The 24,741-nt window shown below is 66.8% G+C and carries 27 protein-coding genes; 22 read left to right on the forward strand and 5 right to left on the reverse strand.

Features of this window, described 5'->3' with window-relative positions:
- Window positions 1-35 precede the first annotated feature (35 nt).
- The 11 genes from sufD to LXN00_RS06620 all read left to right on the forward strand — a co-directional run bounded on the left by sufD (window position 36) and on the right by LXN00_RS06620 (window position 8,456).
- Entirely contained in the window at window positions 36-1,331 is a 1,296-nt protein-coding gene (gene sufD / locus LXN00_RS06570; RefSeq protein WP_234506562.1) for a Fe-S cluster assembly protein SufD, read from the forward strand.
- Window positions 1,332-1,388: 57 nt separating this feature from the next.
- On the forward strand, window positions 1,389-1,691 hold the full coding sequence (locus LXN00_RS06575; RefSeq protein WP_234506565.1) for a Rieske (2Fe-2S) protein: 303 nt from the start codon (window positions 1,389-1,391) through the stop codon (window positions 1,689-1,691).
- Window positions 1,692-1,780: 89 nt separating this feature from the next.
- Window positions 1,781-1,981: a CopZ family metallochaperone gene (locus tag LXN00_RS06580; protein WP_234506567.1), complete on the forward strand. Its 201-nt coding sequence runs from the start codon at window positions 1,781-1,783 to the stop codon at window positions 1,979-1,981.
- Window positions 1,981-2,262, forward strand: coding sequence for a metal-sensitive transcriptional regulator CsoR (csoR, locus tag LXN00_RS06585; RefSeq protein ID WP_234506570.1), 282 nt, complete (start codon window positions 1,981-1,983; stop codon window positions 2,260-2,262). Before LXN00_RS06580 ends, csoR begins: the two co-directional genes overlap by 1 nt.
- Before the next feature lie 10 nt (window positions 2,263-2,272).
- The gene (locus LXN00_RS06590) at window positions 2,273-2,776 is read left to right on the forward strand and encodes a DUF305 domain-containing protein (RefSeq protein ID WP_234506572.1); all 504 of its coding nucleotides are present in this window, start codon (window positions 2,273-2,275) and stop codon (window positions 2,774-2,776) included.
- Window positions 2,761-5,136, forward strand: coding sequence for a heavy metal translocating P-type ATPase (locus LXN00_RS06595; protein WP_234506575.1), 2,376 nt, complete (start codon window positions 2,761-2,763; stop codon window positions 5,134-5,136). Before LXN00_RS06590 ends, LXN00_RS06595 begins: the two co-directional genes overlap by 16 nt.
- A 37-nt stretch (window positions 5,137-5,173) precedes the next feature.
- Window positions 5,174-5,386 (forward strand): SHOCT domain-containing protein, encoded by a 213-nt coding sequence (locus LXN00_RS06600; protein WP_019551341.1) that lies wholly within the window; start codon window positions 5,174-5,176, stop codon window positions 5,384-5,386.
- Window positions 5,383-6,060, forward strand: coding sequence for a response regulator transcription factor (locus LXN00_RS06605; protein ID WP_234506577.1), 678 nt, complete (start codon window positions 5,383-5,385; stop codon window positions 6,058-6,060). Before LXN00_RS06600 ends, LXN00_RS06605 begins: the two co-directional genes overlap by 4 nt.
- Window positions 6,044-7,165: a sensor histidine kinase gene (locus LXN00_RS06610; RefSeq protein WP_234506580.1), complete on the forward strand. Its 1,122-nt coding sequence runs from the start codon at window positions 6,044-6,046 to the stop codon at window positions 7,163-7,165. Before LXN00_RS06605 ends, LXN00_RS06610 begins: the two co-directional genes overlap by 17 nt.
- Before the next feature lie 10 nt (window positions 7,166-7,175).
- Window positions 7,176-7,691: a CueP family metal-binding protein gene (locus LXN00_RS06615; RefSeq protein ID WP_015716302.1), complete on the forward strand. Its 516-nt coding sequence runs from the start codon at window positions 7,176-7,178 to the stop codon at window positions 7,689-7,691.
- Between the two features lie 6 nt (window positions 7,692-7,697).
- Entirely contained in the window at window positions 7,698-8,456 is a 759-nt protein-coding gene (locus LXN00_RS06620; RefSeq protein ID WP_015716301.1) for a WD40/YVTN/BNR-like repeat-containing protein, read from the forward strand.
- A 3-nt stretch (window positions 8,457-8,459) separates the two neighbouring features.
- Here LXN00_RS06620 and LXN00_RS06625 read toward each other — a convergent pair whose 3' ends face one another.
- Window positions 8,460-9,080, reverse strand: coding sequence for a class I SAM-dependent methyltransferase (locus LXN00_RS06625; protein WP_015716300.1), 621 nt, complete (start codon window positions 9,078-9,080; stop codon window positions 8,460-8,462).
- A 16-nt stretch (window positions 9,081-9,096) separates the two neighbouring features.
- Window positions 9,097-9,927 (reverse strand): sulfite exporter TauE/SafE family protein, encoded by an 831-nt coding sequence (locus tag LXN00_RS06630; protein WP_326491130.1) that lies wholly within the window; start codon window positions 9,925-9,927, stop codon window positions 9,097-9,099.
- 93 nt (window positions 9,928-10,020) lie between these two features.
- Between LXN00_RS06630 and LXN00_RS06635 the strand changes: the two genes are divergently transcribed.
- From LXN00_RS06635 to LXN00_RS06680, 10 genes are all read left to right on the forward strand, one after another.
- Window positions 10,021-10,260, forward strand: coding sequence for a hypothetical protein (locus tag LXN00_RS06635; protein ID WP_234506588.1), 240 nt, complete (start codon window positions 10,021-10,023; stop codon window positions 10,258-10,260).
- On the forward strand, window positions 10,257-10,910 hold the full coding sequence (locus tag LXN00_RS06640) for a peptidase M4 (RefSeq protein ID WP_234506590.1): 654 nt from the start codon (window positions 10,257-10,259) through the stop codon (window positions 10,908-10,910). The genes LXN00_RS06635 and LXN00_RS06640 overlap by 4 nt, the downstream gene beginning before the upstream one ends.
- Before the next feature lie 135 nt (window positions 10,911-11,045).
- Window positions 11,046-11,435: a DUF302 domain-containing protein gene (locus tag LXN00_RS06645; protein ID WP_234506593.1), complete on the forward strand. Its 390-nt coding sequence runs from the start codon at window positions 11,046-11,048 to the stop codon at window positions 11,433-11,435.
- Between the two features lie 57 nt (window positions 11,436-11,492).
- Window positions 11,493-12,896 carry a multicopper oxidase family protein gene (locus tag LXN00_RS06650; protein ID WP_234506595.1) on the forward strand — a complete coding sequence of 468 codons (1,404 nt, stop codon included), beginning with the start codon at window positions 11,493-11,495 and terminating at the stop codon, window positions 12,894-12,896.
- A complete protein-coding gene (locus LXN00_RS06655; RefSeq protein ID WP_418952987.1) occupies window positions 12,896-14,920 on the forward strand; it encodes a heavy metal translocating P-type ATPase in 2,025 nt (674 codons plus the stop codon). The genes LXN00_RS06650 and LXN00_RS06655 overlap by 1 nt, the downstream gene beginning before the upstream one ends.
- 15 nt (window positions 14,921-14,935) lie before the next feature.
- Window positions 14,936-16,150 carry a cysteine desulfurase gene (locus tag LXN00_RS06660; RefSeq protein WP_234506597.1) on the forward strand — a complete coding sequence of 405 codons (1,215 nt, stop codon included), beginning with the start codon at window positions 14,936-14,938 and terminating at the stop codon, window positions 16,148-16,150.
- Between the two features lie 2 nt (window positions 16,151-16,152).
- Complete coding sequence (locus LXN00_RS06665) at window positions 16,153-18,594, forward strand: cation-translocating P-type ATPase (protein ID WP_234506600.1); 2,442 nt, start codon at window positions 16,153-16,155, stop codon at window positions 18,592-18,594.
- 22 nt (window positions 18,595-18,616) lie between these two features.
- Entirely contained in the window at window positions 18,617-19,327 is a 711-nt protein-coding gene (locus LXN00_RS06670; RefSeq protein ID WP_234506603.1) for a (Fe-S)-binding protein, read from the forward strand.
- Window positions 19,317-20,711, forward strand: coding sequence for a LutB/LldF family L-lactate oxidation iron-sulfur protein (locus tag LXN00_RS06675; RefSeq protein ID WP_234506606.1), 1,395 nt, complete (start codon window positions 19,317-19,319; stop codon window positions 20,709-20,711). The genes LXN00_RS06670 and LXN00_RS06675 overlap by 11 nt, the downstream gene beginning before the upstream one ends.
- Window positions 20,701-21,264, forward strand: coding sequence for a LutC/YkgG family protein (locus LXN00_RS06680; RefSeq protein ID WP_234506609.1), 564 nt, complete (start codon window positions 20,701-20,703; stop codon window positions 21,262-21,264). The genes LXN00_RS06675 and LXN00_RS06680 overlap by 11 nt, the downstream gene beginning before the upstream one ends.
- Here the strand turns inward: LXN00_RS06680 and lepB are convergent.
- Window positions 21,257-22,063, reverse strand: coding sequence for a signal peptidase I (gene lepB, locus LXN00_RS06685; RefSeq protein WP_234506611.1), 807 nt, complete (start codon window positions 22,061-22,063; stop codon window positions 21,257-21,259). The two genes, LXN00_RS06680 and lepB, sit on opposite strands and share 8 nt — an antisense overlap.
- Window positions 22,060-22,815 carry a patatin-like phospholipase family protein gene (locus LXN00_RS06690; protein ID WP_234506616.1) on the reverse strand — a complete coding sequence of 252 codons (756 nt, stop codon included), beginning with the start codon at window positions 22,813-22,815 and terminating at the stop codon, window positions 22,060-22,062. The genes lepB and LXN00_RS06690 overlap by 4 nt, the downstream gene beginning before the upstream one ends.
- Before the next feature lie 48 nt (window positions 22,816-22,863).
- On the opposite strand from LXN00_RS06690, the gene LXN00_RS06695 reads away from it, so the two are divergent.
- Window positions 22,864-23,637: a serine/threonine-protein kinase gene (locus LXN00_RS06695; RefSeq protein WP_234506620.1), complete on the forward strand. Its 774-nt coding sequence runs from the start codon at window positions 22,864-22,866 to the stop codon at window positions 23,635-23,637.
- Here the strand turns inward: LXN00_RS06695 and LXN00_RS06700 are convergent.
- A complete protein-coding gene (locus LXN00_RS06700; protein ID WP_234506623.1) occupies window positions 23,634-24,731 on the reverse strand; it encodes an N-acetylmuramoyl-L-alanine amidase family protein in 1,098 nt (365 codons plus the stop codon). The two genes, LXN00_RS06695 and LXN00_RS06700, sit on opposite strands and share 4 nt — an antisense overlap.
- Window positions 24,732-24,741 lie beyond the last annotated feature (10 nt).

Here is a 24,741-nt window from a genome sequence, read left to right on the forward strand (position 1 = left end):
GGGGCCAAGGGCCTCTTCCTTTTTGAGGAGGCAAGATGCAGGTACTGGACAAGACGCAGGTGGAGGCCATCTCCCAGACGCTGGGCGAGCCCGCCTGGCTCTTGGAGAAGCGGCTTAGGGCCCTCGAGGCCTTCGCCCACCTCCCCTACCCCAGCAAGAAGGACGAGAACTGGCGCTACACCGACCTTTCCGAGGCCCCCTTGGAAGAGGCGGTGGAGGCCCCAAAGGGCCTAAGGCTTTCCCGGGATGCGCTTCCCGAGCCCGTGAAGCGCCGCCTGGAGAAGACGGACGTCTCCGGCTTTTTGGTCTTCGTGGGGCCCGACCTCGTCTACGCCGAGGTGCCCGAGGAGCTCACGGCCCAGGGGCTCGTCTTCACCTCCTTGGCCGAGGCCCTGAAGGCCCACCCCGCTAAGGTGGAAAGCGCCCTCTTCCAGGGGGTCTACACCGAGGACAAGTTCGCCGCCCAAAATAGCGCCTTCTTCACCCATGGGGCCTTCCTCTACGTGCCCGCAGGGCTAGAGGTGGAAAAGCCCCTAGGGGTCTTCAAGGTGCTCTTGGAAGGGGGCAAGGCCTCCGCTGGGCGGAGCCTCCTCGTCCTCGAGGACAACGCCAAGGCCGCCTACATTGAGGAGTACCTCTCCCCCGACCTCGCCCCCACCCTGCACCTCTCCGCCACGGAGATGGTCCTCCGCCCTGGGGCCCGGCTCCGCCACGCCCACATCCAGACCTTCGGGGAGGGGGTGTGGCACTTCCACCGCCAACGGGCCCTCCTGGAGCGGGACGCCGGGCTCAACGACCTGGTGGTGAACCTGGGGGGCGCTTACGCCCGAAGCGAGGTGGCCTCCGAGCTCCTGGGCCCCGGGGCCGAAAGCGAGATGCTCGGCCTCTACTTCGGCCACGGACGCCAGCACTTTGACCACTATACCCTGCAGCACCACGTGGAGCACCACACCCGAAGCGACCTCCTCTACAAGGGGGCGGTGAAGGACGAGGCCCGGGCGGTCTTCTCCGGCCTCATCAAGCTGGAACGGGGGGCACAGAAGACGGACGCCTACCAGGCCAACCGCAACCTCATCCTCTCCCCCACGGCCCGGGTGGACTCCATCCCCCAGCTGGAAATCGGGGCCAACGACGTGCGCTGCACCCACGGGAGCACCACCGCCCCCGTGGACGAGATGCAGCTTTTCTACCTCCAGTCCCGGGGCCTGCCCCGCACCCTGGCCCAGGAGCTCTTGGTGAAGGCCCACCTGGCGGACGTCCTCACCCGCATCCCCTTGAAGGCCCTTAGGGCCCACCTCGAGGCGGTCATAGAGGAAAAGGTACGGCTCTAGAAGCGCCTTTGGGCCGGGCACCTTGAGGGTGCCCGGCCTTCCCTTATCCTTAGGGCTATGTGGACGCCCGTGGCCAAGCTCAGCGAGTTCCAAAACGGGCGCCTGGTTCTCCGGCGCCCCGAGCACAAAAAGCCCATCCTCCTCCTTTACACCGGGGAGGAGGTCTTCGCCTTGGAGGACCTCTGCACCCACGACGACGGCCCCTTGCACGAGGGGGAGGTGGAGGAGGGGGCCATCGTCTGCCCCCGGCACGGGGCCCGCTTTGACCTGAGGACGGGCCGGCAAACCCTCCCCGCCCCCAGGCCCATCAAGGTCTTCCCCGCCCGCATAGAAGGGGATACCGTCTTCCTGGACCTTTAGGCCCTAGGGTGGCGTTTGTCCTTGACGGAAGGGGGCGGGCGGATTAGGGTGAGGATACCCACCCCACCTGGGGTGGGGGGAGGTGTGGAATGCTGAAGCTCAAGGTGGAAGGCATGACCTGCAACCACTGCGTGATGGCGGTGAAGAAGGCCCTTTCCCAGGTGCCCGGCGTGGAGAAGGCCGAGGTGTCCCTGGAGAAGGGCGAGGCCTGGGTGGAAGGGAAGGCGGAGGTGGAGGCCCTCATCCGGGCGGTGGAGGAGGAAGGCTACAAGGCCTTCCCCCTGGCGTAATGAAGGGCCACCTCCACCTGGACCCCAAGGTGCGGGAGGAGGCGAGAAAGCGCCTCCTCTCCGCCAAGGGGCACCTCGAGGGCATCCTCCGCATGCTGGAAGACCCCCACGTCTACTGCGTGGATGTCCTGAAGCAACTGAAGGCGGTGGAGGGGGCCTTGGACCGGGTGGGGGAGATGGTCCTAAGGGCTCACCTCCGGGACCACGTGGCCACGGCCCACGAGCGGGGGGACGTGGAGGAGATCGTGGAAGAACTCATGGAGGCGCTGAAGTACCGCTAAGGAGGAGCCCGTGCGGTTTTTGACCCTGCTTTTGCCCCTACTCCTAGGCCTGGTCCTGGCCCAGCACGCCCACCCCACCCCCCAGGCCACCCCGGAGCGGGGCTTCCTCTCCGGCATGATCGCCCACCACGAGGGGGCCTTGGAAATGGCTCGGTACGCCCTGGAGCGGGGGAAAGACCCGGCGGTAAAGGCCTGGGCCCAGGCCATCCTGAAGGACCAGGCCCAGGAAATCGCCCAGATGCGCACCTGGCTGGTGAGCCTGGGCGGCTTGGACCAGGGAGCCTACGGGGCCATGCAGAAGGAGATGGCTGCCATGCTGGCCCAACTGAAGGCGGCCCCGGACCCTGACCGCGCCTTCGTGGAGCTCATGCTCCTCCACCACAAGGGAGCGGTGGAGATGGCCCTCGAGGCCCTTACCACGGCCAAGGACCGCCGCGTGCTGGACCTGGCCCGGGACATCCTCCGGGCCCAAGCCCAGGAGATGCACGCTTTTAGGCTATGGCTCTTGAAGTAAAGGTTGGCATCAAGGGGATGACCTGCGCCAGTTGCGTGGCCCGGGTGGAACGGGCTTTGAAGCGGGCGGAAGGCGTGGAGGAGGCGCGGGTCAACCTCACCACCGAGGAGGCCTTCCTGCGCCTCCAAGAAGGGGTAGACCTCAAGGAGGTGCTCAAGCGGGTGGAGGAGGCGGGCTACGAGCCCGTGGTGGCCAGGAGCGAAATCCCCGTGAAGGGGATGACCTGCGCCAGTTGCGTGGCCCGGGTGGAACGGGCCATAAGGAAGCTTCCCGGTATCCTTTCGGTAAGCGTCAACCTGGCCACGGAAAAGGCCTTCGTGGAATACCTGCCGGATACGGTAAGCCTTTCCCGCATCCGCCAGGCCATCCGCGAGGCGGGGTACGAACCCTTGGCGGTGGAGGAAGAGGGGAAGGAAGAGGGCGCCACCTACCGCAAGGACCTCCTCCTTGCCCTGCCCTTCGCCCTCCTCACCCTCCTCCTGGCCATGGGGCCCATGCTCCTATCCCTCCCCCACCTCTCCCCCTTCCTCCAAGCCCTCACCGCCCTTCCCGTGCTCTATGCCGGGAGGCGGTTCTTCCGCCAAGCCCTCTCCGAGGTGCGCCACCGGGCCCTGGGCATGAGCACTCTGGTGGCCTTGGGCGCAGGGAGCGCCTACCTCTACTCCTTTTTGGTCCTCCTCTTCCCCGGGCTTTTCCCGGAGGAGGCCCGCCACCTCTACTTTGAGGCCGGGGCGGTGATCCTGGCCCTGATCCTCCTGGGCAAGCACCTGGAGGAGGGGGCCAAGGGAAAGGCTTCAGAGGCCATAAGGCGGCTCCTCGCCCTGAGGCCCAAGACCGCCCGGGTCCTCCAGGACGGGGAGGAAAAGGAGATCCCCGCCGAGGCCCTGATCCCCGGGGACCTGGTGCGGGTTCTGCCCGGGGAGCGCATCCCGGCGGACGGGGTGGTGGTGGAGGGCAAGAGCCACGTGGACGAGTCCATGCTCACCGGGGAGCCCATCCCTAGGGCCAAGGGGCCGGGAGACGAGGTGGTGGGGGGCACCGTGAACGGGGAAGGCCTTCTCCTGGTGCGGGTCACCCGGGTAGGGGAGGCCACGCTCCTCGCCCAGATGGCCCGCATGGTGGAGGAGGCCCAGGCCCACAAACCCAAGGTGCAGGAGGTGGCGGACCGCATCGCCGCCCTTTTCGTGCCCGCTGTGCTTGGGGTAGCCCTTTTCACCTTCCTCCTCTGGCTCGCCTCCGGCTCCCTCTCCCACGCCTTCGTGGCCGCCCTGTCCGTCCTCCTCATCGCCTGTCCCTGCGCCATGGGCCTCGCCACCCCCGCGGCCATCGCCGTGGCCACGGGGCGGGCGGCCCAGCTCGGCCTCCTCTTCCGCAAGGGCCAGGCCATCGAAGGCCTCGCCCGGGCGGATACCGTGGTCCTGGACAAGACCGGGACCCTGACCCAAGGGAAGCCCACCCTCACGGAACGCCTGGGGTTTGCCCTAAGCCCTGAGGAGGCCTTGCGCCTCGCCGCCGCCTTGGAGCGGGGAAGCGAACACCCCATCGCCAAGGCGGTTCTGGAGGCAGCCAGGGATCTCAGCCTGCCCGAGGCCCAGGCGGTGCGGGCTCTTCCCGGGGAGGGGATCGAGGGAGTGGTGGAGGGGAAGAAGCTTTACCTGGGGGGTCCAGCCCTGATGGAGAGGCTTGGGGTGGCGCTTCCCAAGGAGGCCTGGGAGCTATCCGAAAAGGGCTACACTCCCCTTTACCTGGCGGATGGGGAGAGGCTTTTGGCCGCCTTCGGGGTCTTTGACCCCCCCAAGCCCGAGGCGCGAAGGGTGGTGGCCGCTTTAAAGGCCCTGGGCCTCAAACCCGTCCTCCTCACCGGGGACCACCCCATCCCGGCCAGGCGGGTGGCCGAGGCCTTGGGCATAGAGGAGGTGCTGGCCGGGGTGCGCCCTGAGGGTAAGGTGGAGGCCATACGGCACCTCCAGGCCCAGGGGCGGAAGGTGATCTTTGTGGGGGACGGCATCAACGACGCCGCCGCCTTGGCCCAGGCCGATGCGGGCATCGCCCTGGCCACGGGCACGGACATCGCCGTGGAGGCAGGGGATGTCATCCTGCTTTCTCCGAGCCTGGAAAGCTTGGTGGACGCCATCCTTCTGGCACGGCGTACCCTTCGGACCATCTACCTCAACTTCTTCTGGGCCTACGCCTACAACATCCTCCTCATCCCCGTGGCGGCCGGGGCTCTTTACCCCTTCACCGGGCTTCTTCTGAACCCCATGCTGGCGGCCGGTGCCATGACCCTCTCCAGCCTCTTCGTGCTCAGCAACTCCTTGAGGCTAAAAGGGTTCCAGCCAAGGAGCTTTACCGTAGCTTAATCCGCCGAGGCTAAGCTGGAACTAGGAGGTGAAAGGTATGTGGTGGTGCGACCACGGTGGGTACCTGGGCTGGTGGGGGCCCCTCTTAAGCCTCCTTTGGTTCGCCCTCCTAGGCCTCTTGGTCTACTGGATCGTCAGGACCTTAGCCCCTGAGCGGCGGGACCGGGCCTTAGAGGTGCTAAGGGAGCGCTACGCCAGGGGGGAGATCGACAAGGAAACCTTTGAGCGGATGAAGCGGGACCTGGCATGAAGGTCCTCCTGGCGGACGACGACCCGGCCCTCCTCGAGGTCCTGGGGGCCTACCTGAGGGGGGCTGGGTTTGAGGTGCTGGAGGCAAAAGATGGGGAAAAGGCCCTGGAGCTTTTTCCCCGGGCCGATCTCATCATCCTGGACCTCATGCTGCCCAAGCTGGATGGCTTCCGGGTTCTGGCGGAGGTCCGCCGGGAAAGGCCCGAGCTACCCATCCTCATGCTGACGGCAAGAGGAGAGGAGGAGGAAAGGGTTAAGGGGCTGGAGCTCGGGGCCGACGACTACGTGGTCAAGCCCTTCAGCCCCAAGGAGGTGGTGGCCCGGGTCAAGGCCCTCCTCAGGCGGGCTGGCCTCAAGGAAGAGCTCAACTATGGCCCCTTGCGCCTTCTTCCCAAGGAGCGGCAGGCCTACCTGGAGGGCAAGCCCCTTCCCCTTTCCCAGCTGGAATTTGACCTCCTCCTCACCCTGGCCCAGCATCCGGGGATGGTCTTCACCCGGGAAAGGCTCTTGGAAAAGGTATGGGGGCCGGATTTCCCGGGCATAGACCGGGTGGTGGACGTGCACATCGCTGCTTTGAGAAAAAAGCTCATGGACGATCCGGAAAACCCCCGGTTCATCGAAACGGTGCGGGGTGTGGGATACCGCTTCCGGGAAACCGATGCGCCTCTTCGCTAAGCTCTTCCTCAGCCATCTCCTGGTGGCCCTCCTGGCCCTTTTCCTGTTCTTCCTCCTGGCCGAAGCCCTGGCTCCCTCCTTCTACCGGGGACACGTGGAGCGCATGTACCACGCCCTCTCCATGATGGGGGGGCTCATGATGGGCGAGGCCTTGAGGCGGGACCTCGAGGCGGGCCTGCGTTCCACCCTCACTACCGCCCTCCTCGCCGCCCTTCCCCTCTCCGTGGCCGGGGCTGCCCTTTCCGCCTCCTTCGCCAGCCTGCGTTTCTCCCGCACCGCAAGGCTTCTTTCCGAGGGAAGCCGGCGCATGGCCCAAGGGGAGTACCGGGTGCGCCTTCCCCTTCTGGAGCAGGACGAGCTGGGCGAGCTGGCCCTCCACTTCAACCGCCTGGCCGAGGCCCTGGAAAAGGTGGAACAAAGCCGGGTAGAGCTCATCGGCACCGTAGCCCACGAGCTCAGGACCCCCCTATCCGCCCTGCAGGCCTACGCCGAGGCCCTGGCGGACAGGGTCATGGAGCCTGAAAAGGCAGCGGAAAGGATCCAGCAGGAAGTGCGGGCCATGAGCCGGCTGGTCCGGGACCTCTCCCTGGTTTCCCAGGTGGAGTCGGGAGCCGTGGAGCTTCACCCCGGGCCCCTGGATCCCAAAGAACTCCTGGAACAGGCGGCGGAACGCTTCCGCCCCGCCTTCCAGGCCAAGGGAGTGGCCCTGGAGGTGGCGGCCCCCTCCTTTCTTCCCCGGGTCTGGGCCGATGCGGAACGGACCCTCCAGGTGCTCGCCAACCTGCTTTCCAACGCCCTCCGCCATACCCCGGAGGGAGGAAGGGTGAGGCTTGGGGCGGAAAGGACAGGCCAGGCGGTGGTCTTCAGCGTGGAGGACACAGGGCCCGGCATCCCCGAGGAACACCTTCCCCGCATCTTTGAGCGCTTCTACCGCATAGACCCCTCCCGCAGCCGTCAGGATGGGGGAACCGGAGTGGGCCTCACCATCACCAAGAGCCTGGTAGAAGCCATGGGGGGAAGGATCTGGGTGGAAAGCCAGCTGGGCCGGGGAAGCGTTTTCCGCTTCACCCTGCCCCTTTACACAGGCTTAACGGGCAAGGCTTAGGGTGAGAGCCATGAAGAAGCTTCTGGCGCTTGCCCTAGGCGTGGCTTTAGGCCTGGCCCAGACTCCCTCCCCCGAGGCCCTCAAAGGCCTGAAGCCCGAAGAGGCCCTGGCTCTGGCCAAGCGGTGGCGGGAGGAAGGGCAAAGGGTGGTGAGCTACGTGACCCCCGAGGCCTTCTTCTTCGAGTTCCCGGACGGCCGCAAGGCCCAGGTGGCCCTCAAGGACCGCTTCCTCCTGGCGATAGCCCCCTACGTGAGCCGTACCCATCCCTGCCAGGTCCACTACTTCTCCAGCTGCACGGGGGAACTCCAGGAGGAGGTCTTTGAGGTTCGGGTGCTGGAGGGGGAAAAGGAGGTGCTCAAGACCCAGGTCAGATCGGGGAAGGACGGGTTCTTTGAGCTCTGGTTGCCCCGCAACCGCCGCTACACCCTGGAGATCCGCTGGGGGAACCTGGCAGCCACCAGCTCCGTGACCACCTTCAGCCAAAGCCCCACCTGCCTTACCGGCTTCCGCCTCGCCTCACGGTAGAACGCCATGCGCCCTTTCACCTTTTTTACCCTCTTCCTCGGCCTCGCCCTGGCCCAAACTCCCCTGGGTCCGGTGCCCACGCGGGATGTTCACGCCCTTTTGTGGCACCCCTCGGGAGTCCTGCTCCTGGGCCACCACGACGGCATCGTTGCCTGGAGCAACAGCACCTCCCAGGACCTGGTGCGGCGGCGGGACTGGGACGCCATGAACCTGGCCTGGGGAGGCGAACGCCTGATCGCGGCCGGGCACTGGATCCTTGCGGAAAGCCGGGATCTCAAGCGCTTCCGCGACCTAAGGCCCAAGGGCCTTCCCGCCCTGGACCTCCACGCCTATGCCATCGATCCCAGGAAGCCTGAGGTCCACTACACCCTCGAGGCCACCTACGGCTACTTCCGCAGCCAGGACGGCGGGCAGACCTGGGCAAAGCTTCCCGCCCGGGGCCTGCCCAAAGCGGGGATGGCCTTCTTCCTGGTGGACCAAAAGGGCCGCCTCTGGGCTTCCCTTATGGAAAGGGGGCTCTTCCTGAGCGAGGATGGAGGCGAAAGCTTCCGCCCCATTCCCTCCCCTGACCCCGCCCCGGGACCCCTGGCCCTCTCCCCTTCGGGCACCCTGTACCTGGGAGGAAAGCTCGGCCTCTGGCGGCGGACGGAAGCGGGGTGGCGCAGGATCTGGCAGGGAGCGGTGTTGGCCCTCACCGCCCATCCCCAGGAGGAGGGTTGGCTGGCCTGGGTGGACGAAAGGGGCACCCTCTGGCAGGGGCGCTGAGGGCTATCCCTTCCAGGCCACCCCGGCCACATGGGGGGCCACCAGGGGGAGGGGTAGTTCAAAGGCCTCCGCCTCCACCCGGGCAAACCCCGCCTCCCGAATAAGGGCTAGGGTTTCCCGGTTGGGATGGCAGCCGTCCCCCAAAAAACTCCATAAGGGGCAAAGGAGGTCCTGGAATCGGCGCAGGGAGGAGCCCCGGGGAGCGGCCACGTGTTCCAAAAAGACCAAACGCCCCCCGGGCTTCAACACCCTGAGGATCTCCGCCAAAGCCCCTCTGGGATCCTCCACCGAGCAAAGGACCAAGGTGGCCACCACGGCCTCCACGCTTTCCTCCGGCAGGGGGATGGCCTCCGCCTGGCCTAAAAGAACCTCACCGGAAAGCCCCCTCAGGCTTAGGGCCTGCTTAAGGTGGGGGTGGAAGTAGGGATTGAGCTCGAGGCCAATCCAGTGGACGCCATCCGGCAGATAGGCCAGGTTAACCCCCGTCCCCGGGCCGATCTCCAAAACCTTCCCCGCCAGGCTTCCCAGGAGTTTCTTCCGCCAGGGTTCGCTCAAGCCCACGTGCCCCCGGGAAAGGACGGGAAGGAGGGTGGCGAAAAACCGAGCCCTTAAACCCTTCTTCATCCCCTTGCCTCCCATGCTAGAGGTTCCAGTAAAGCACCGTGTCCAACATCCCCAGGGCCACGAAGACTGCCCCTGCACCCCTTAGAAGATGGCTTCCCACGAGGCGCATTCCCTTGAGGGCCTGGCCCCGGCCCATGCGGGTGAAAAGGAGGAGCAGAAAACCCAGGGGAAAGCCCGTCCCCAGGGCGAAGAGAAGGGGAAAGAGAAACCCAAAGGAAGAAGCCAGGGCCAAAGGGAGTAGAAGCCCGAAGAAAAGCCAGAAGAGGGTAGGGCAGAAGGCCAAGCCGTAAACCCCACCCAAAGCCAAGGGCCCCAGAAGCCCACCCCACGCCCCCACCCGGGCCACCCAGCCCTCCGGTGCCGCCCAGGCCAGGGGCCAGCGCACCACTCCCAAAAGGCCCAGGCCCACCAGGATCATGAAGGGCCCAAGGGCCAGCCGCACCGGGCGGAAGATGGCCCCGGGGTTGTCCAGGGTCCCGCCCAAAACGAAGAGAACCACCCCGGCGAGCACCAGGTAGGTGAAGGCCTTCCCCAGGAGAAAGGCCAGAAACCTGGGCCAGACCCTTCCCTCGAGGGCGAAGGGAGCCAGATAGGCCAGGGCGCTGGCCCCAGTGGTGATCTGGCAGGGGGCAAAGGCCGCCAAGACCCCGAGTAGGAAAGCGGAAAGCCAAGGGACCCCCACTTCCCGCCTCAGGCCATCCACCCAGGGGGCCAGGAGAGCGTACAGGGTGTTGGCCATTCGGTAAAGGCTTCGGGAAACCTCCTCCAGTAGCCCGCTTCCCAAGGCCAACCCCACCAGGCCCAGGACAGCAAGACCAAGCGCCAGGAGCCCTCTTCGCATGTCCATCAGCTTAAGGGCCAAACGTTAAGCGCCGGTAAAACCCCTTTATGCCAGCTTAACAATACCGGCCTAGGGTACAGATGGAGGTGGATCGTGGGCATGATGGGTTGGGGCGGCATGGGTTTCGGGTGGTTCTTCGGGCTTCTCAACATGCTCCTGGTGCTGGCCCTCCTGGGACTTCTCCTGTACCTGGGCCTTCGGGCCTGGGAACGGGGAAGCGGGGAGCCGCGAAAGGATGCGGCCCTGGAGGCCCTGCGCCTCCGGTACGCCAGGGGCGAGCTGGACGAGGAAACCTACAGAAGGTTGCGGAAGGAACTGGAACAGGGAGGTGAAGCATGAAACGCTACGGTTTAACTCTAGGAGTTCTGGCCCTTATGCTTTTAGGTCTTGCCCTCACCCAGGGCATGATGGGGGGTTTTGGTCCGGGGATGATGGGCTACGGCCCGCAGTACGGCCCGGGGATGATGGGCTACGGCATGATGGGCGGCTACGGGATGATGGGCATGATGGCGGTTTACCCCCCGGAAGCCCGCCCCATTTCCCAGGCAGAAGCCAAAGCGCGGATGGAAGCCTACGCCAAGCGCATCTACCCGGGGGCACGCCTTAAGGACTTCATGGCCTTCAGCCAAAACTACTACGCCCAGGTGGTGGACGAGAAAGGGCAGGGGCTTTTTGAGCTCATCGCCGATCGCTACACCGGGGTGGTTTCCCCGGAACCTGGCCCCAACATGATGTGGAACACCCGTTACGGCATGATGGGCGGGCCCGTGCAGACTCCTGTCCGCTTCCCCTTGGAGGAGGCCAAAAAGCTGGCCGAGACCTTCCTAAAAGGCTACCTCCCGGGGGCCCGGGTGATGGAAGCCGGGGCCTTCCCCGGCTACTACACCTTTGACTTCGGGCGCAAGGAGGTGGAGGGCATGCTTTCCGTGAACGCCTACACGGGGGAGGTCTGGGTCCACACCTGGCATGGCTTCTTCCTGGGTAAGTAACTCCCAGGGGCTCCGCCTGGGGCCAAAGACCCAGGCGGGGTCCCAGGTTTTCCTATACCCCCAGGGAGCTCAACACAACCTTCACAAAAGACCCTTTGCCTCAGGCTCCGTTACACTTTAGGTTAGGAGGGTATCATGACGGAATTAAGGAAGACCCTTAGGGCCAGCCTGGCCGAGGCCCGGGCCCGGTTGGAAACCGCGCTAAGGGAAGAAGGTTTCGGCATCCTCACGGAGATCGACGTGGCCGCCACCCTCAAGGCCCGCCTGGGCCTGGAAAGGCCCCCCTACTTGATCCTGGGGGCCTGCAACCCGAACCTGGCCGCCAAAGCCCTCGAGGCCGAGCCCGCTATCGGCCTCCTCCTCCCCTGCAATGCGGTGCTCAAGGAGGGGCCAGAGGGCGTGGAGGTCCTCTTGCAGGATCCCAGGGAGATGTTCCGGGTCCTTCCTACAGAAACCCAGGAGGCGCTCAAACCCGTAGCCGAGGAGGCGAGAAACCGGCTGGAGAAAGCCTTGGCCAAACTCTAGGGGGTTCTGGAGGGACCTTTATACTTCTTTTACAAACCCCCCCTATCCTCTAAGGGTATGAATACCGACCGCCGAACCCTTCTTAAGCTCACCGCAGGCCTCCTCCTCTCCCCCCTGGCCAGGGGGCAGGCCTCCTTTCCCGAGCCCCCGGTGCTCAAAAGCCGGGAAGGGCTCCTGGAGGTGCGGCTGAAGGCCGCCCCCACCCCCGTTACCGTAGCCGGGCGGGAGGCGCGGCTTTGGACCTATGGGGGTAGCTTTCCGGGGCCCACCCTTAGGGTACGCCCTGGGGATACCGTGCGCCTCGAGCTGGAAAACCTCCTTCCCGAGTCCACGAACCTGCACTGGCACGGGCTTCCCATCTCCCCTAAGGTGGACGATGCCCTCCTGGAGATACCCTCCAAGGAAACCTGGCGCTACGAGTTCACCGTGCCCCAGGACCTGGCGGGCACCTTCTGGTACCACCCCCACCTGCACGGGCGGGTGGCCCCCCAGCTCTTCGCCGGACTAGCGGGGGCCATTGTGGTGGAAAGCCCCGTGGACGGGATTCCCGAACTCCGGGAAGCCGAGGAGCACCTTTTGGTCCTCAAGGACCTGGAGCTCGCATCGGGCCGTCCCGCCGCCCATTCCCCCATGGACTGGATCAACGGCAAAGAGGGCAGCCTGGTCCTGGTGAACGGGGCCTCCCGCCCCACCTTGCGGGCCGGCAAGGCCACCTTGCGCCTCCGCCTCCTGAACGCCAGCAACGCCCGCTACTACCGGCTCCAGTTGGAAGGGCATCCCCTTTACCTCATCGCCAGCGACGGGGGCTTCCTGGAGGAACCCTATGAGGTCCCCGAACTCCTCCTGGCCCCCGGGGAACGGGCAGAGGTCCTGGTGCGCTTCCAGAAGGAAGGGGCTTTCCGCCTCCTCGCCCTTCCCTACGACCGAGGGGTCCACATGATGGGCGGGATGGAGCACATGGGCCACGGAGGAATGTCCATGGGGACAAGCCAAAGGCCCCAAACCCTCCTCACCCTGGTGGCCCCGCCCCGCCCCAAACCCCTCCCCCTGCCCAAGGCCCTGGCCAAACTGCCCGCCCTCAGCCCCAACCAGGCCAGGGTGACCCGGCGCATCACCTTCACGGAGGACATGATGGCCGGGCGCTTCTTCATCAACGGCAAGACCTTTGACCACCGTCGGGTGGACTTCCGCGGGCGGGTGGGCGACCTCGAGGTCTGGGAGTTGGAAAACCAAGGGGACATGGACCATCCCTTCCACCTCCACACCCATCCCTTCCAGGTCCTCTCCGTGAACGGCAAGGCCTTCCCTTACCGCGCCCTTAAGGACGTGGTGAACCTAAAGGCCAAGGAGGTGGTGCGCCTTCTGGTTCCCCTTAGGAACCTGCCCGGGAAGACCGTCTTCCACTGCCACATCGTGGAGCACGAGGACCGGGGCATGATGGGGATTCTGGAGGTGAGCTAATGCCTCCCCACCACCATCACCACCACCATCACCACCCTTCCCACACTGCCTCTACTAAGGCTTTGGACCGGCATGCCGGCCATACCCCGGAGATGTTCCGGAATCGCTTCCTGGTCTCACTTCTCCTCACCCTGCCGATCCTTTACGCCTCTGATGAGGTGAGGGGTTTCCTCCGCTTACCCCCCTGGGACGGGGTCCCTTGGATGCCCCTCCTCCTCGGAACCATTATCTACTTCTATGGCGGGGGCGTATTTCTCCAGGGTGCCAGCCGGGAGCTAAGGGGAAGGCGGCCGGGGATGATGACCCTGGTGGCCTTGGGGATCACCGTGGCCTTTGCCTACAGCCTGGCTGTGGAGCTGGGCCTAAAGGGGAAACCCTTCTGGTGGGAACTGGCCACCTTGGTGGACGTGATGCTCCTGGGCCACTTTCTGGAAATGAAGGCCATCCTGGGGGCAGGGGAGGCCCTAAGGGCCTTGGCCAAGCTGATGCCCCAGACGGCCCACCGGGTCCGGGATGGCCGGATTGAGGACGTGCCCACCGAGGCCCTAAAGGAAGGCGACCTCATCCTCATCCGCCCGGGGGAGCAGGTGCCCGCGGATGGCGTGGTGGTGGAAGGAGCCACCAGCATGAACGAGGCCTTCCTCACCGGGGAGTCCCGGCCCGTGGCCAAAGGGGTGGGGGACGAGGTGCTGGCTGGGGCGTTAAACGGGGAAGGAGCCATCGTGGTGCGGGTAACCCGCACCGGAACCTCCACCACCCTGGGGCAGATCATGCGCCTGGTGGAGGAAGCCCAGGTTTCCCGGAGCCGGTTTCAGGACCTTGGTGAACGAGTCGCGGGGTGGCTTTTCTACGTGGCGGTGCTGGGTGGAAGCGCAACCTTCCTCCTATGGCTTCTAGCCGACGCATCCTTGTCCTTCGCCCTGGAGCGGGCGGTGACCGTGGTGATTATCGCCTGTCCCCACGCTCTGGGCCTGGCCATACCCTTGGTGGTGGTCAACGCCACAGCCATGGCCGCCCAAAGGGGAATCCTCATCCGAAACCGGGAGGCCTTTGAGCGGGCCACGGGCCTCCGGTACGTGGCCCTGGACAAGACCGGCACCCTCACCGAAGGGCAGTTTGAGGTGCGGGCGGTGTATGCGGATGGCCTTGGGGAGCAGGAGGCCCTAACCTTGGCCGCGGCCCTCGAGGCCCTCTCCGAGCACCCCCTGGCCCAGGCCATCCTGGAGGCCGCCAAGGAGCGGGGGCTTCCCCTCCCCTCGGTCCAGGACTTCCGGGCCATCCCCGGGAAAGGGGTGGAGGGCCGGGTGGAACGCCGCCTCTACCGGGTGGGCCGCCCAGAGTGGGCGGGGGAGCTGGGCCTGGAAGTGCCCCCTTCCCTGCGGCAGGGCCTGGAGGAGGCCGAGGCCCGGGGGGAGAGCGTGGTGGCCCTGATGGACGAAAGTCGGGTCCTCGCCTACCTGGCCCTCCGCGACCGCCTCCGCCCCACGGCCAAGCAGGCGATAGACGCCCTGAAGCGCATGGGGATCACCCCGGTGATGCTCACCGGGGACGCGGAGGCCGTGGCCCGAACCGTGGCCCGGGAGCTGGGGATAGAGCGCTACCGCGCCCGGGTGCTACCCCAGGACAAGGCCCGTATCGTGCGGGAACTAAAATCCCAAGGCCCCACCGCCTTTGTAGGGGACGGGATCAACGACGCCCCTGCCCTCTTGGAGGCGGATCTTGGGGTGGCCATCGGAGCGGGGACCAATGTGGCCATTGAATCCGCCGATGTGGTGCTGGTCAAGAGCGATCCCCTGGACGTGGTCCGCCTCCTCCACCTGGCCCGGGCCACCCGGAGGAAGATGCTCCAAAACCTCTTCTGGGCCACGGGGTACAACATCGTGGCCCTGCCCCTGGCCGCCGGCGTAGCCTACCCCTTTGGCCTCCTGCTTCCCCCGGCCCTCGGGGCCCTCTTCATGAGCCTTTCCACGGTGGTGGTAGCCCTCAACGCCCTCCTCTTAAGGCGGGCGCGCCTGGATACCTAGGGCTAAACTGGAGGCATGGACTTCACCAGCCTAAGGGAAGCCTTCCCCTTGATTGCGGGGCGGCCGGATCTGGTCTACCTGGACTCCGCCGCCACCAGCCAGAAGCCCAAGCGGGTCCTGGAGGCCCTGGACCGCTACTACAAGGAGCTTAATGCCAACGTGCACCGGGGAGCCTACCGGCTTTCCGTGGCCGCCACCGAGGCCTACGAGGAGGCAAGGCGCCGCATGGCCCGCTTCCTCAACGCCGAGGAAAGGGAGATCATCTTCGTGCGCAACACCACCGAGGCCCTGAACCTGGTGGCCTACGCTTGGGGCTTAAGGAACCTTAAGGAGGGCGACGAGATCCTGGTCACGGAAATGGAGCACCACGCAGGGCTTGTGCCCTGGCACCTGGTGGCGGGGCTCAAGGGAGCCCGGATCAAGGCCATCCCCCTCACCGAGGAGGGCCGGCTGGACCTTTCCGCCCTGGACCGCCTGCTTACGGAGAGGGTCAAGGTGGTCTCGGTGGTGCACATGTCCAACGTCCTGGGCACCATTAACCCCGTGGCGGAGATCGCCAGGAGGGCCAAGGAGGTGGGGGCTTTGATGGTGGTGGATGGGGCGCAAAGCGCCCCCCACCTGCCCGTGGACGTGAAGGCCTTGGGGGCAGACTTCTTCGCCCTTTCCGGCCACAAGATGTTGGGGCCCACGGGGGCCGGGGTGCTTTGGGGGCGGTATGAGGTCCTGGAAGGCATGGGGCCCTTCCTGGGAGGAGGGGAGATGATCCTCGAGGTGCACGTGGACCGCTCCACCTACGCCCCCCCGCCCCAGCGCTTTGAGGCGGGCACCCCGCCCATCGCCGAGGCCATCGCCCTGGGGGAGGCGGCGAGCTACCTCATGGAGGTGGGCATGGAACGGGTCTTCGCCCACGACCGGGCCCTTTTGGCCTACGCCCTGGAGCGCCTGGAGGAGGTGCCGGACCTCAAGGTCTACGGCCCCAAAGGGGAGGACCGGGGCGGGGTCATCCCCTTCACCCTGGGCCGGCTCCACGCCCACGACCTGGCCACCTTCCTGGACCAGGAGGGGATCGCCGTGCGGGCGGGCCACCACTGCGCCCAACCCCTCCACCGCAAGCTGGGCGTGCCCGCCACCGCCCGGGCGAGCTTTTACCTCTACAACACGAAGGAGGACGTGGACCGCCTGGTGGAAGCCCTCCTCAAGATCCGCAAAGAGATGGCCGCCTGGGTTTAGCCATGGCCGTTTTAGGACTCAGCGAAGCCGCGGCCCAAGAACGCCTAAAAGTTTACGGCCCCAACGAGATCCCCCGGGGGCGTAAAGTTAGCCCCTGGGTCCTTTTGCTGCGCCAGTTCGTCCACCTCCTGGCCCTCCTTCTTTGGGCCGCCGCAGGGCTCGCCTACCTGGCAGGCACCCCCGAGCTGGCGGTGGCCATCCTGGCGGTCATCGGGGTGAACGGGCTTTTTTCCTTTTGGCAAGAGTACCGGGCCGAGCGCACCGCAGAAGAGCTCCTCAAGCTCGTGCCCCAGCGGGTTATGGTCCTGCGGGATGGGCGCTTCCGCCTCCTGGATGCCCGGGAGCTGGTGCCCGGGGATGTGGTGAAGCTCACCCTGGGCAACCGCGTCCCGGCGGACATCCGCCTTTTGGAAAGCGAAGACTTGGCGGTGGACGCCTCCGCCTTCACCGGGGAAAGCCTGCCGGAAACGCCTGGACCCGGGGACCTGGTCTTGGCCGGCACCCTGGTGGTCCGAGGGGAGGGACTTGGGGAGGTGGTGGCAACGGGAAGGCGCACGCGCCTGGCGGAGATCGCCCGCCTCAGCCAGACGCCTCCCCGGGAGGCCACGCCTTTGGAAAAGGAGCTTCGGCGCCTGGTGCAGACCATCGCCTGGGTGGCCTTGGGCGCTGGCGCGGCCTTCTTCGTCCTCTTCTTGGTGGCCGGGCTGGACCTTTACAAGGCTTTTGTCTTCACCCTTGGCGTCACGGTGGCCTTGGTACCCGAGGGGTTGGTGCCCACCCTCACCCTTTCCCTGGCCGTGGCCGCCCAGCGGATGGCGGCGCGGAAGGCCTTGGTGCGGAGCCTGGAGGCGGTGGAAAACCTCGGGCTTACCACGGTGATTTGCACCGACAAAACGGGGACCCTTACCGAAAACCGCCTCGAGGCCCGCCTCCTCCTCACTCCCCAAGGCGTGGTGCGGCCCGAAGCGGTCCAAGGCCCCCTCCCCTTCCACCTCAAGGTGCTGGCGGACATCCTGGCCACCGAGGAGCTCTCCGGGTTAGACCCCCTGGAGGAGGCCCTAAGGCGCCTGGGGGCGACCTTGGGCGGGAAGCCCCTGGGCCCGGTGGTCCACCGCTACCCCTTTGACCCTAGGCGGCGCCGCTCCGGCTTCGTGGCCGGGAACGTTTTGGTGGTCCAAGGCGCCCCCGAAGCCATCGCCCCCTTGGTGCCCCAGGGGGAAACCCTCCTGGCCCAGGCGGAGGCCTGGGCAGAGGAAGGGTATCGGGTGGTGGCCTTGGCCTACCGGGAGCTTTCTGGCCCGCCCCCCGCCACCGCCGAGGAGGCGGAAAGGGAGCTTCGCTTCCTCGCCCTTTTGGCCCTGGAAGACCCCATCCGCCCCGAAGCGGCGGAGGCGGTGCGCCTGGCCCAGGAAGCGGGGATCCGGGTCCTCATGGTCACCGGGGACCACCCGGCCACGGCGCTGGCCGTGGCCCGAAAAGTGGGGCTGGTTCGGGAAAACCCCACGCTGCTCCTGGGCTCCGAACTTCCCCAAGACCTTGCCCTCTTAGGGGCCCTGGTGGACCGGGACGAGGTGGTCATCGCCCGCTCCACCCCAGAGGACAAGCTCCGCATCACCCAGGCGCTCCAGGCGCGGGGGCACGTGGTGGCCATGACCGGGGATGGGGTGAACGACGCCCCCGCCCTGCGGACGGCCCACGTGGGGGTGGCCATGGGTCTAAGGGGCACGGACGTGGCCCGGGAAGCGGCGGACATCATCCTTTTGGACGACCACTTCGCCACCATCCTCGAGGCCATCCGCCAAGGCCGGGCCACCTACACCAACCTGCGCCGCCTCCTCGCCTACCACCTCACGGACAACGTGGCCGAGCTCTTCCCCTTCTTGGCCTGGGCCTTCACCGGGGGGCGGATCCCCTTGGCGTTGAACGTGCTCCACGTCCTCGCCTTGGACCTGGGCACCGACGCCCTCCCTTCCTTGGCCCTGGGCACCGAACCCCCCGAGGCGGCGGTGATGCGAACCCCCCCGCCCAAAAGCGGCCTAGTGACCCGGGAGGTGCTCCTGAGGGCCCTGGGGGTCCTCGGCCCCCTCGAGGCCCTTTGGACCATGGCCACCTTCCTCCTCGTCCTCTTCCTGGGGAACCATGCGGCGGCGGCCTCGGGAAGCGCCTTCGCCGCCGTGGTCTTCGGCCAAGCGGCCAACGCCCTAGCGAGCCGGAGCGACGTTCATCCCCTTTGGCGCCTGTCCCTCAAAACCAACCCTTTTATGGCCTGGGCCCTTTTGGCGAGCCTTGCTCTCCTCTTCCTCGCCTACACCTCCCCCTTGGCCCAGGCCTTCCACCACGCCTACCCGGGTCCTTGGCTTGGCCTCTCGGTCCTAGCCTTCCCCCTGGTGGCCCTGGGAGACGCCCTTCTTAAGGCGGCTTGGCAGAGGCAGAAGGGCGCGTGAGCGGAGGTATACTGGGGCGCAAATGCGGGTAGCCCTCTTCATCACCTGCCTGGCGGACCAGTTCTTCGCCGAGGCCGGGGTGGCGGCGGTACGGCTTCTAAGGGCCTTGGGGGTGGAGGTGGACTTCCCCGAGGGCCAGACCTGTTGCGGCCAGCCCGCCTTCAACGCCGGCTACTGGGAGGAGGCGAGGCCCTTGGCCCGAAGGACCCTCGAGGTCTTCCGGGAAGCGGACTACGTGGTCCTGCCCTCGGGAAGCTGCGCCAGCATGGTGAAAAACCACTACCCCGAGCTCCTTCCCGGAAGCCAAAAGGCCCTGGACCTCGCCGAGAGGACCTATGAGCTTTCCGCCTTCCTGGTGGGGGTCCTGGGGGTGGAAAAGCTGGGGGAAGGGCTTAAGGGAAAGCGGATCGCCTACCACCACGGCTGCCACGCCCTGAGGGAGCTTGGGGTGCGGGAGGAGCCCCTCCTTCTCCTAAAGGGAGCCGGGGCGGAGCTCGTGCCCTGGGAGGCGGCGGAGGAGTGCTGCGGCTTTGGGGGGCTTTTCTCGGTGAAGCTCCCCGAGGTCTCCTTGGCCATGGCGGACCGCAAGGTCGCCACCTTGCCCCAGGCGGAGGTCCTCACCTCCACGGACGCGGGCTGCCTCCTGCACCTGGCGGGGCGCCTGGCCAAGAAGGGGGTGGGCCTAAAGGTGGCGCCCCTCGCCACCTTGCTTTGGGAGGCGTATGCGGGCTAAGGCCAAGCTTTACCCCAAGGAGGCGGCGAGGCTCCTCCGGGAAAAACCTGGGGTGCGGGAGGCGGTAACAGGGGCCACCCTGCACTTTGATAGGAACCGCCTCAAGGCCTACGCCGAGGTGCCCATCGCCGAGTGGCGGGAGCGGGCCAAGGCCATCAAGGACCACGCGCTGAGCCACCTGGACCAGTACCTGGAGCTGGCGGAAAAGCGGCTAAAGGAAAACGGGGTCCAGGTCCACTACGCCGAGGAGCCGAAGGACGCCCACCGCCTCCTAAGGGAGATCGTAGAGCGGCGCGGGGTGAAGCGGGCGGTGAAGGCCAAGAGCATGCTCACGGAGGAGCTCGGGGTAAACCCCCTCCTGGAGTCCCTAGGGGTGGAGGTCTACGAGACGGACCTGGGGGAGTACCTGATCCAGCTCCTGGGGGAGCCCCCAAGCCACATCGTGGGCCCCGCCATTCACCTCTCCCTGGGGGAGATCCAGAAGCTTTTCCACGAGCGCTTCGGCACCCCCTTGGACGCCCCGCCCGAGGCCCTGGCCCAGGTGGCCCGCAAGGTTTTGCGGGAGGCGTTCCTCACCGCCGAACTGGGGATTAGCGGGGCCAACTTCCTGGTGGCGGAAACGGGCACCCTGGCCCTCATGGAGAACGAGGGGAACATCCGCCTCTCCACCTCCTTGCCCAAGGTCCACGTGGCCTTCGTGGGGATTGAGAAGCTCCTCCCCCGCTTCCAGGACCTGGCCCTCTTCCTCCCCCTCACCGCCCGGGCGGCCACGGGGCAGCGCCTTTCCACCTTCGTCTCCCTCATCCAAGGCCCCGCCCGAAAGGGGGAGGAGGGCCCCGAGGAGGTGCACGTGGTCCTGGTGGACCACGGCCGCACCGCCCTCCTCGCCGACCCCGAGGCCTGGGAGACCCTAAGGTGCCTCCGCTGCGGGGCCTGCCTCAACGCCTGCCCCGTCTACCGCCAAACCGGGGGCCACCCCTACGGCTACGTCTACTCCGGCCCCATCGGGGCGGTCCTGGACCCCGGGCTCCTCTCCCTGGAGGAGGCGTACCCCCTCCCCTACGCCTCCACCCTCTGCGGGGCCTGCCTCGAGGCCTGCCCGGTGAAAATCCCCATCCCCAAGCTCCTCCTCACCTGGCGCCACCGGGCGGTGGCAGAGGGCCTAAGCCCCGCCTGGGAACGGGCCATGCTCGCCGCCTACCGCAGGGTCATGGAAAGCCCCGCCCTCTACCGCCTCTTCTCCAAGGCCCTCAGGGGCCTGCCCCTCCCCCAGGACCTCCTCCCCCTCCTCAGGGCCTGGACGGAGGGAAGAGGCCCCCTAAAGCCCAGCCCCAAGCCCTTCCACGAGCTCTGGAAGGAACTTAAGGAGGAACATGGACGCTAGAACCCGCATCCTAAACCGGGTGCGTAGGGCCCTGGAGGGCCGCCCCAAGGCCCTCCTCCCCGAGCACCCCCACCTGCCCTTTCCCGAGGACCCCATCCCCCTCTTCCTAAAGCGCCTGGCGGAGAACGGGGCCGAGGGCCACCTTCTCTCCCCCGAGGAGGCCAAGGCCCTCCTAGACGGGCTCGCCCAGGGGCTTCCCGGGGTGGCCTTCGGCCGGGAGGTGCCCCGCTCCTTCCGGGAAGGCCTTCCCGAACTCCCCCCGGAGGAAGCCCCCCTAGGGGTTTCCCAGGCCCTCTTCGCCGTGGCGGAGACGGGCACCCTGGCCCTCACGAGCGCCGACGGCCGCAAGGCCCAGCTCCTTCCCCCCACCCACCTGGTCTTGGTGGAGGGGGAAAGGGTCTACCCCACCCTCCTTCAGGCCTTCCAGGAGCTAAAAGCGCTCCCCAGCGCCCTCGGCCTCCACTCGGGCCCCTCCAAGAGCGCGGACATCGGCCAGGTGATGGTGAAGGGGGTCCACGGGCCCGGGAGGCTCATCGTGGCCGTCCTCACCTAAGCCCGTAGGCCGCAGGCGGGGAAAGGGGCCTTAAGTTCAGGCGCAAGCCTCCCTCGTCCCGGACGAAGAGGGGCCACCACACGAAGCTCGCCCGCCCAGCGATGGCCTCCACGGGCACGGGGCCGAAGGTGCGGGAGTCCTCGCTGCCCCCCAGGGTGCGGTTATCCCCCAGGACGAAGTAGTACCCCTTTTTGAGCTTGATCCGGCCCACCTCGCAGGCCTCGGCCAGGCGGCTTCGGGCCAGGACCTCCTCGGATGGGGGAAGGAGCATCTCCCTCAGGGGCTTCAGGTAGGCGGGAAGGAGCTCCACGGCGAAGTCCCCCTGCTGGGTGATGATCCGGGTCATGCGCCCGTCCTTGTAGCAGACCCCGGGAAAGGAGTCGGGCCAGGGGGAGAGGTGGTCCGTGATGTGGCGCTCGTCCAGAGGGGTGCCGTTCACGTACACCACCCCCCGCTCCACGTAAACCTCGTCCCCCGGCACGGCCACGATGCGCTTGATGAAGAAGGCCCGGAAGGAAAAGCCTAGCACGGGGAAGCGGGCGGTGGCGTAGGGAGTGCCCTCCGGGGGCTTGAGGATGGCGATCTCCCCCCGGCGCCACTCCCTAAGGCCAAAGCGCACCAGCCAGGTCTCCCACTTGGGCACCAGGACCCTTTCGCCATTTTTCAAGGTGGGGAACATGCTCTGGCCCACCACCCCCACGGTGGTGAAGACGAAGGTGGTGACCAAAAAGGCCACCAGGAGGGCCTCCCCCACCTGGCGGAACCACTCCTTGAAAAGGTATTCCCAAAAGGCCTTCATACCCCTCCTACTCTACCCCCAAGGGCGCGCCTTGCCGCCTCCCGCCCCGCTTCCGCGATCTCCTCGAGGCGGCGGAAATCCTCTATACCCACCCCGGGAAGGTTAGGCCGCACGTAGACCTCGGGGGCGTAAAGGCTTAAGCGCACGGAGGTGAGGTGGAGTTGCATCAGGTCCACCGCCCGCCGGGCCAAGGCCAGAAGCCCCCGGGGGCTTTCCTCCAGGGAGCGCTCCGGGGTCACGTCCACGGCGTAGACCTCCGTGGCCCCCAGAAGGCGGGCGGCGTCCACGGGCAGGTTGTCCAAGACCCCCCCGTCAAAGAGGAGCCGCCCTTCCCGCTCCACCGGGGCGAGAAGCCCCGGGTAGGCGGCGGAGGCCAAGACGGCGCTCGGCAGGTCCCCTTGGGTGAGGAAAAGAAGCCTTCCCGAACGCACGTCCACCGCCGTCACCGCCAAGGGGCGCTTTAGCTCGGCGAAGGTGGGGGGTAGGTGCTCCGCCAAGAAGTCCTTGAGCTTCCTCCGGGAGAAAATCCCTTCCCTGGGGGAAAGGCCCAGGAGGCCAAGCCAGGGCGTCTTGCGGGCGATGGCGAGGATCTCCCCTGGGGAAAGCCCGGCGGCGAACAGGGCCCCCACGATGGCCCCCATGCTGGTCCCCGCCACCACCTGGAAGTCCAGCCCCGCCTCCAGGAAGACCTCCAAAGCCCCGATGTGGGCGAGGCCCCTGGCCCCGCCGCCTGAAAGGGCAAGCCCGCGCACGGGAAAATCCTACCGGCTTTCAGGTGAAAGGGGTGAGGGGCGGGTATAGTGAGGGGGGTGAGCCTTACCGGGAAGGTGCTCCTGGAAAAGTACCGGGTTATACGGCTCTTGGGCCAGGGAGCCTTGGCGAGCGTTTTCCTGGCCTTTGACCGCTTCGGCACCCCTTACGCCCTCAAGGTCTTCCCCAAGGGGGCAGAGGCCCGCAGGGACCGGGAGCTATGGGTGGGGCAAAGGCTTTCCCACCCCAACATCAACCCCGTCCTCGAGGCCCTGGACCTGGAGGAGGGCCCCGCCCTCCTCCTGGCCTACGCCCCCGGGGAGGAGATGGGCCGCTGGATGCTCCGCCGGCCCGAACGCAAAAGGGCCCTCTTCGTCTTCCGCCAGCTCCTCTCCGCCCTCGCCCACATGCACGCGCAAGGCCTGGTCCACCGGGACGTGAAACCGGAAAACATTATCGTGGCGGGCACGGACGAGGCCAGGCTGGTGGACTTTGACCTCTCGGGACCCGCCCTGGAGGCCTTCAAGAAGCCCTTGCGGGTGGGTACCCTCCCCTACCTGGCCCCCGAGCAGGTCCTGGGGCAAAGCCCCGGCCCCGAGGCGGACGTCTACGCCGCCGGGGTCATCCTGTACTGGATCCTGGCGGGAGAGCACCCGTTCGTGGGGGCCCCGGAGGAGGTGCTCTGGGGACACCTCAAGGGGGCCATCCCCCCCATCCCCGGCCTCGAGCCCGAGCAGGAGGCGTTCTTAAAGCGCCTCCTGGCCAAGCAGCCCGCCGAGCGCTTCCCCACGGCCAAGGAAGCCCTGGAGGCCCTACCCTTCTAGCGGACGAAGGCCCCGTTGGCCAAGAAGGTGAGGACCCCTGCCAAAAGCCCCTGGGCCACCTTGTCCCGGTAAGCGGGGTCGGCGAGCCTCCGCCCCTCCACCGGGTGGTCGCCGAAGCCGATTTCCACCAACACCGCCGGCACCTTGGCATAGCGGAGGACGAAGAAATCGCCGGGGAAGCTCCCCCGGTAAGGGCTTCCCGTAGCCTGGGAAAGCTTGCGCCCCAGGGTTTCCGCCAGGCGCTGGCTATAGCGCTGGTTGGCCTGGGCCACGATGTCCGTGAGAATGCGCTCGGCAACGCTCTGGGCCTCCCGGGTAAGCCTCTGGCCGATATCCCCCCCGCCGTTCTCCCGGATGACCTGGCTCAAGACCCGGGGGTCCTGGGCCCGGCCGAAGTAGAAGACCTCCACCCCCTGGGCGGTGCGGGTGGGGGTGGCGTTCACGTGGATGGAGATGAAGAGGTTAACCTGGGAGCTGTCCGCCATGGCCGCCCGCCGGGAGAGGTCCTCCCGTTTGTCCGGGGAAAGGTGCATGTCCTTGTCCCGGGTGAGGCGCACCTCTATCCCCTCCCGCTCCAGAAGCCGCTTGAGGCGAAGGGCCACATCCAGCACCACCTCCTTCTCCACCACGTACCCCACCATCCCCGGGTCCACCCCCCCGTGGCCGGGGTCCAGGAGGACCACGGGCCGAGGGGGCTTGGGCGCTTTGGCGCTGGGCGGGGCCACAGGCTTGGCGGGGGGGGCAGGGGCGGAGGACTTAAGGCTCAGGTCCACCACTAGGCGCTCGGGGTCGCTGTAGCGATGGGTCGCCACCTCCACCGGGGCCTTCAGCCGCACCAGAACCCGCACCTGCCCCTTTTCGGGGACGGTCTGGACCGAGGCCACCTCTTGGGAGTTCACCACCTGGTCCTTGGCCTCGGCGCCCACCCCCTTGAAGAGGAGGACCAAAAGCCCCTCTTCTTGGGACAAGGTGTAGGCCACCTCCTTCCCCGGTAGGTCAAACACGAGCCGGGTAAAACCCTCGTGCACCCCAATGCGGGGGAAGGCCTGGGCCAGGCTCCATACCAGGGGGAAAACCAGAAGGAAAACCCGCATTCACGCCCAT

Origin of the sequence: Thermus brockianus (assembly GCF_021462505.1) — a bacterium.
GTDB lineage: Bacteria > Deinococcota > Deinococci > Deinococcales > Thermaceae > Thermus > Thermus hydrothermalis.

What these genes read in the sequence shown, in the direction of transcription:
- LXN00_RS06610 (WP_234506580.1), top strand. Translation starts at nt 6,044, where the DNA reads ATGCGCCTCTTCGCTAAGCTCTTCCTCAGCCATCTCCTGGTGGCCCTC.
- LXN00_RS06675 (WP_234506606.1), top strand. Translation starts at nt 19,317, where the DNA reads ATGCGGGCTAAGGCCAAGCTTTACCCCAAGGAGGCGGCGAGGCTCCTC.
- LXN00_RS06625 (WP_015716300.1), bottom strand. Translation starts at nt 9,080, where the DNA reads ATGAAGAAGGGTTTAAGGGCTCGGTTTTTCGCCACCCTCCTTCCCGTC.
- LXN00_RS06680 (WP_234506609.1), top strand. Translation starts at nt 20,701, where the DNA reads ATGGACGCTAGAACCCGCATCCTAAACCGGGTGCGTAGGGCCCTGGAG.
- LXN00_RS06615 (WP_015716302.1), top strand. Translation starts at nt 7,176, where the DNA reads ATGAAGAAGCTTCTGGCGCTTGCCCTAGGCGTGGCTTTAGGCCTGGCC.
- LXN00_RS06620 (WP_015716301.1), top strand. Translation starts at nt 7,698, where the DNA reads ATGCGCCCTTTCACCTTTTTTACCCTCTTCCTCGGCCTCGCCCTGGCC.
- lepB (WP_234506611.1), bottom strand. Translation starts at nt 22,063, where the DNA reads ATGAAGGCCTTTTGGGAATACCTTTTCAAGGAGTGGTTCCGCCAGGTG.
- LXN00_RS06600 (WP_019551341.1), top strand. Translation starts at nt 5,174, where the DNA reads ATGTGGTGGTGCGACCACGGTGGGTACCTGGGCTGGTGGGGGCCCCTC.
- LXN00_RS06575 (WP_234506565.1), top strand. Translation starts at nt 1,389, where the DNA reads ATGTGGACGCCCGTGGCCAAGCTCAGCGAGTTCCAAAACGGGCGCCTG.
- LXN00_RS06665 (WP_234506600.1), top strand. Translation starts at nt 16,153, where the DNA reads ATGGCCGTTTTAGGACTCAGCGAAGCCGCGGCCCAAGAACGCCTAAAA.
- LXN00_RS06595 (WP_234506575.1), top strand. Translation starts at nt 2,761, where the DNA reads ATGGCTCTTGAAGTAAAGGTTGGCATCAAGGGGATGACCTGCGCCAGT.
- LXN00_RS06640 (WP_234506590.1), top strand. Translation starts at nt 10,257, where the DNA reads ATGAAACGCTACGGTTTAACTCTAGGAGTTCTGGCCCTTATGCTTTTA.
- LXN00_RS06580 (WP_234506567.1), top strand. Translation starts at nt 1,781, where the DNA reads ATGCTGAAGCTCAAGGTGGAAGGCATGACCTGCAACCACTGCGTGATG.
- csoR (WP_234506570.1), top strand. Translation starts at nt 1,981, where the DNA reads ATGAAGGGCCACCTCCACCTGGACCCCAAGGTGCGGGAGGAGGCGAGA.
- LXN00_RS06635 (WP_234506588.1), top strand. Translation starts at nt 10,021, where the DNA reads ATGATGGGTTGGGGCGGCATGGGTTTCGGGTGGTTCTTCGGGCTTCTC.
- LXN00_RS06650 (WP_234506595.1), top strand. Translation starts at nt 11,493, where the DNA reads ATGAATACCGACCGCCGAACCCTTCTTAAGCTCACCGCAGGCCTCCTC.
- LXN00_RS06645 (WP_234506593.1), top strand. Translation starts at nt 11,046, where the DNA reads ATGACGGAATTAAGGAAGACCCTTAGGGCCAGCCTGGCCGAGGCCCGG.
- LXN00_RS06605 (WP_234506577.1), top strand. Translation starts at nt 5,383, where the DNA reads ATGAAGGTCCTCCTGGCGGACGACGACCCGGCCCTCCTCGAGGTCCTG.
- LXN00_RS06630 (WP_326491130.1), bottom strand. Translation starts at nt 9,927, where the DNA reads ATGGACATGCGAAGAGGGCTCCTGGCGCTTGGTCTTGCTGTCCTGGGC.
- LXN00_RS06655 (WP_418952987.1), top strand. Translation starts at nt 12,896, where the DNA reads ATGCCTCCCCACCACCATCACCACCACCATCACCACCCTTCCCACACT.
- LXN00_RS06660 (WP_234506597.1), top strand. Translation starts at nt 14,936, where the DNA reads ATGGACTTCACCAGCCTAAGGGAAGCCTTCCCCTTGATTGCGGGGCGG.
- LXN00_RS06700 (WP_234506623.1), bottom strand. Translation starts at nt 24,731, where the DNA reads ATGCGGGTTTTCCTTCTGGTTTTCCCCCTGGTATGGAGCCTGGCCCAG.
- sufD (WP_234506562.1), top strand. Translation starts at nt 36, where the DNA reads ATGCAGGTACTGGACAAGACGCAGGTGGAGGCCATCTCCCAGACGCTG.
- LXN00_RS06670 (WP_234506603.1), top strand. Translation starts at nt 18,617, where the DNA reads ATGCGGGTAGCCCTCTTCATCACCTGCCTGGCGGACCAGTTCTTCGCC.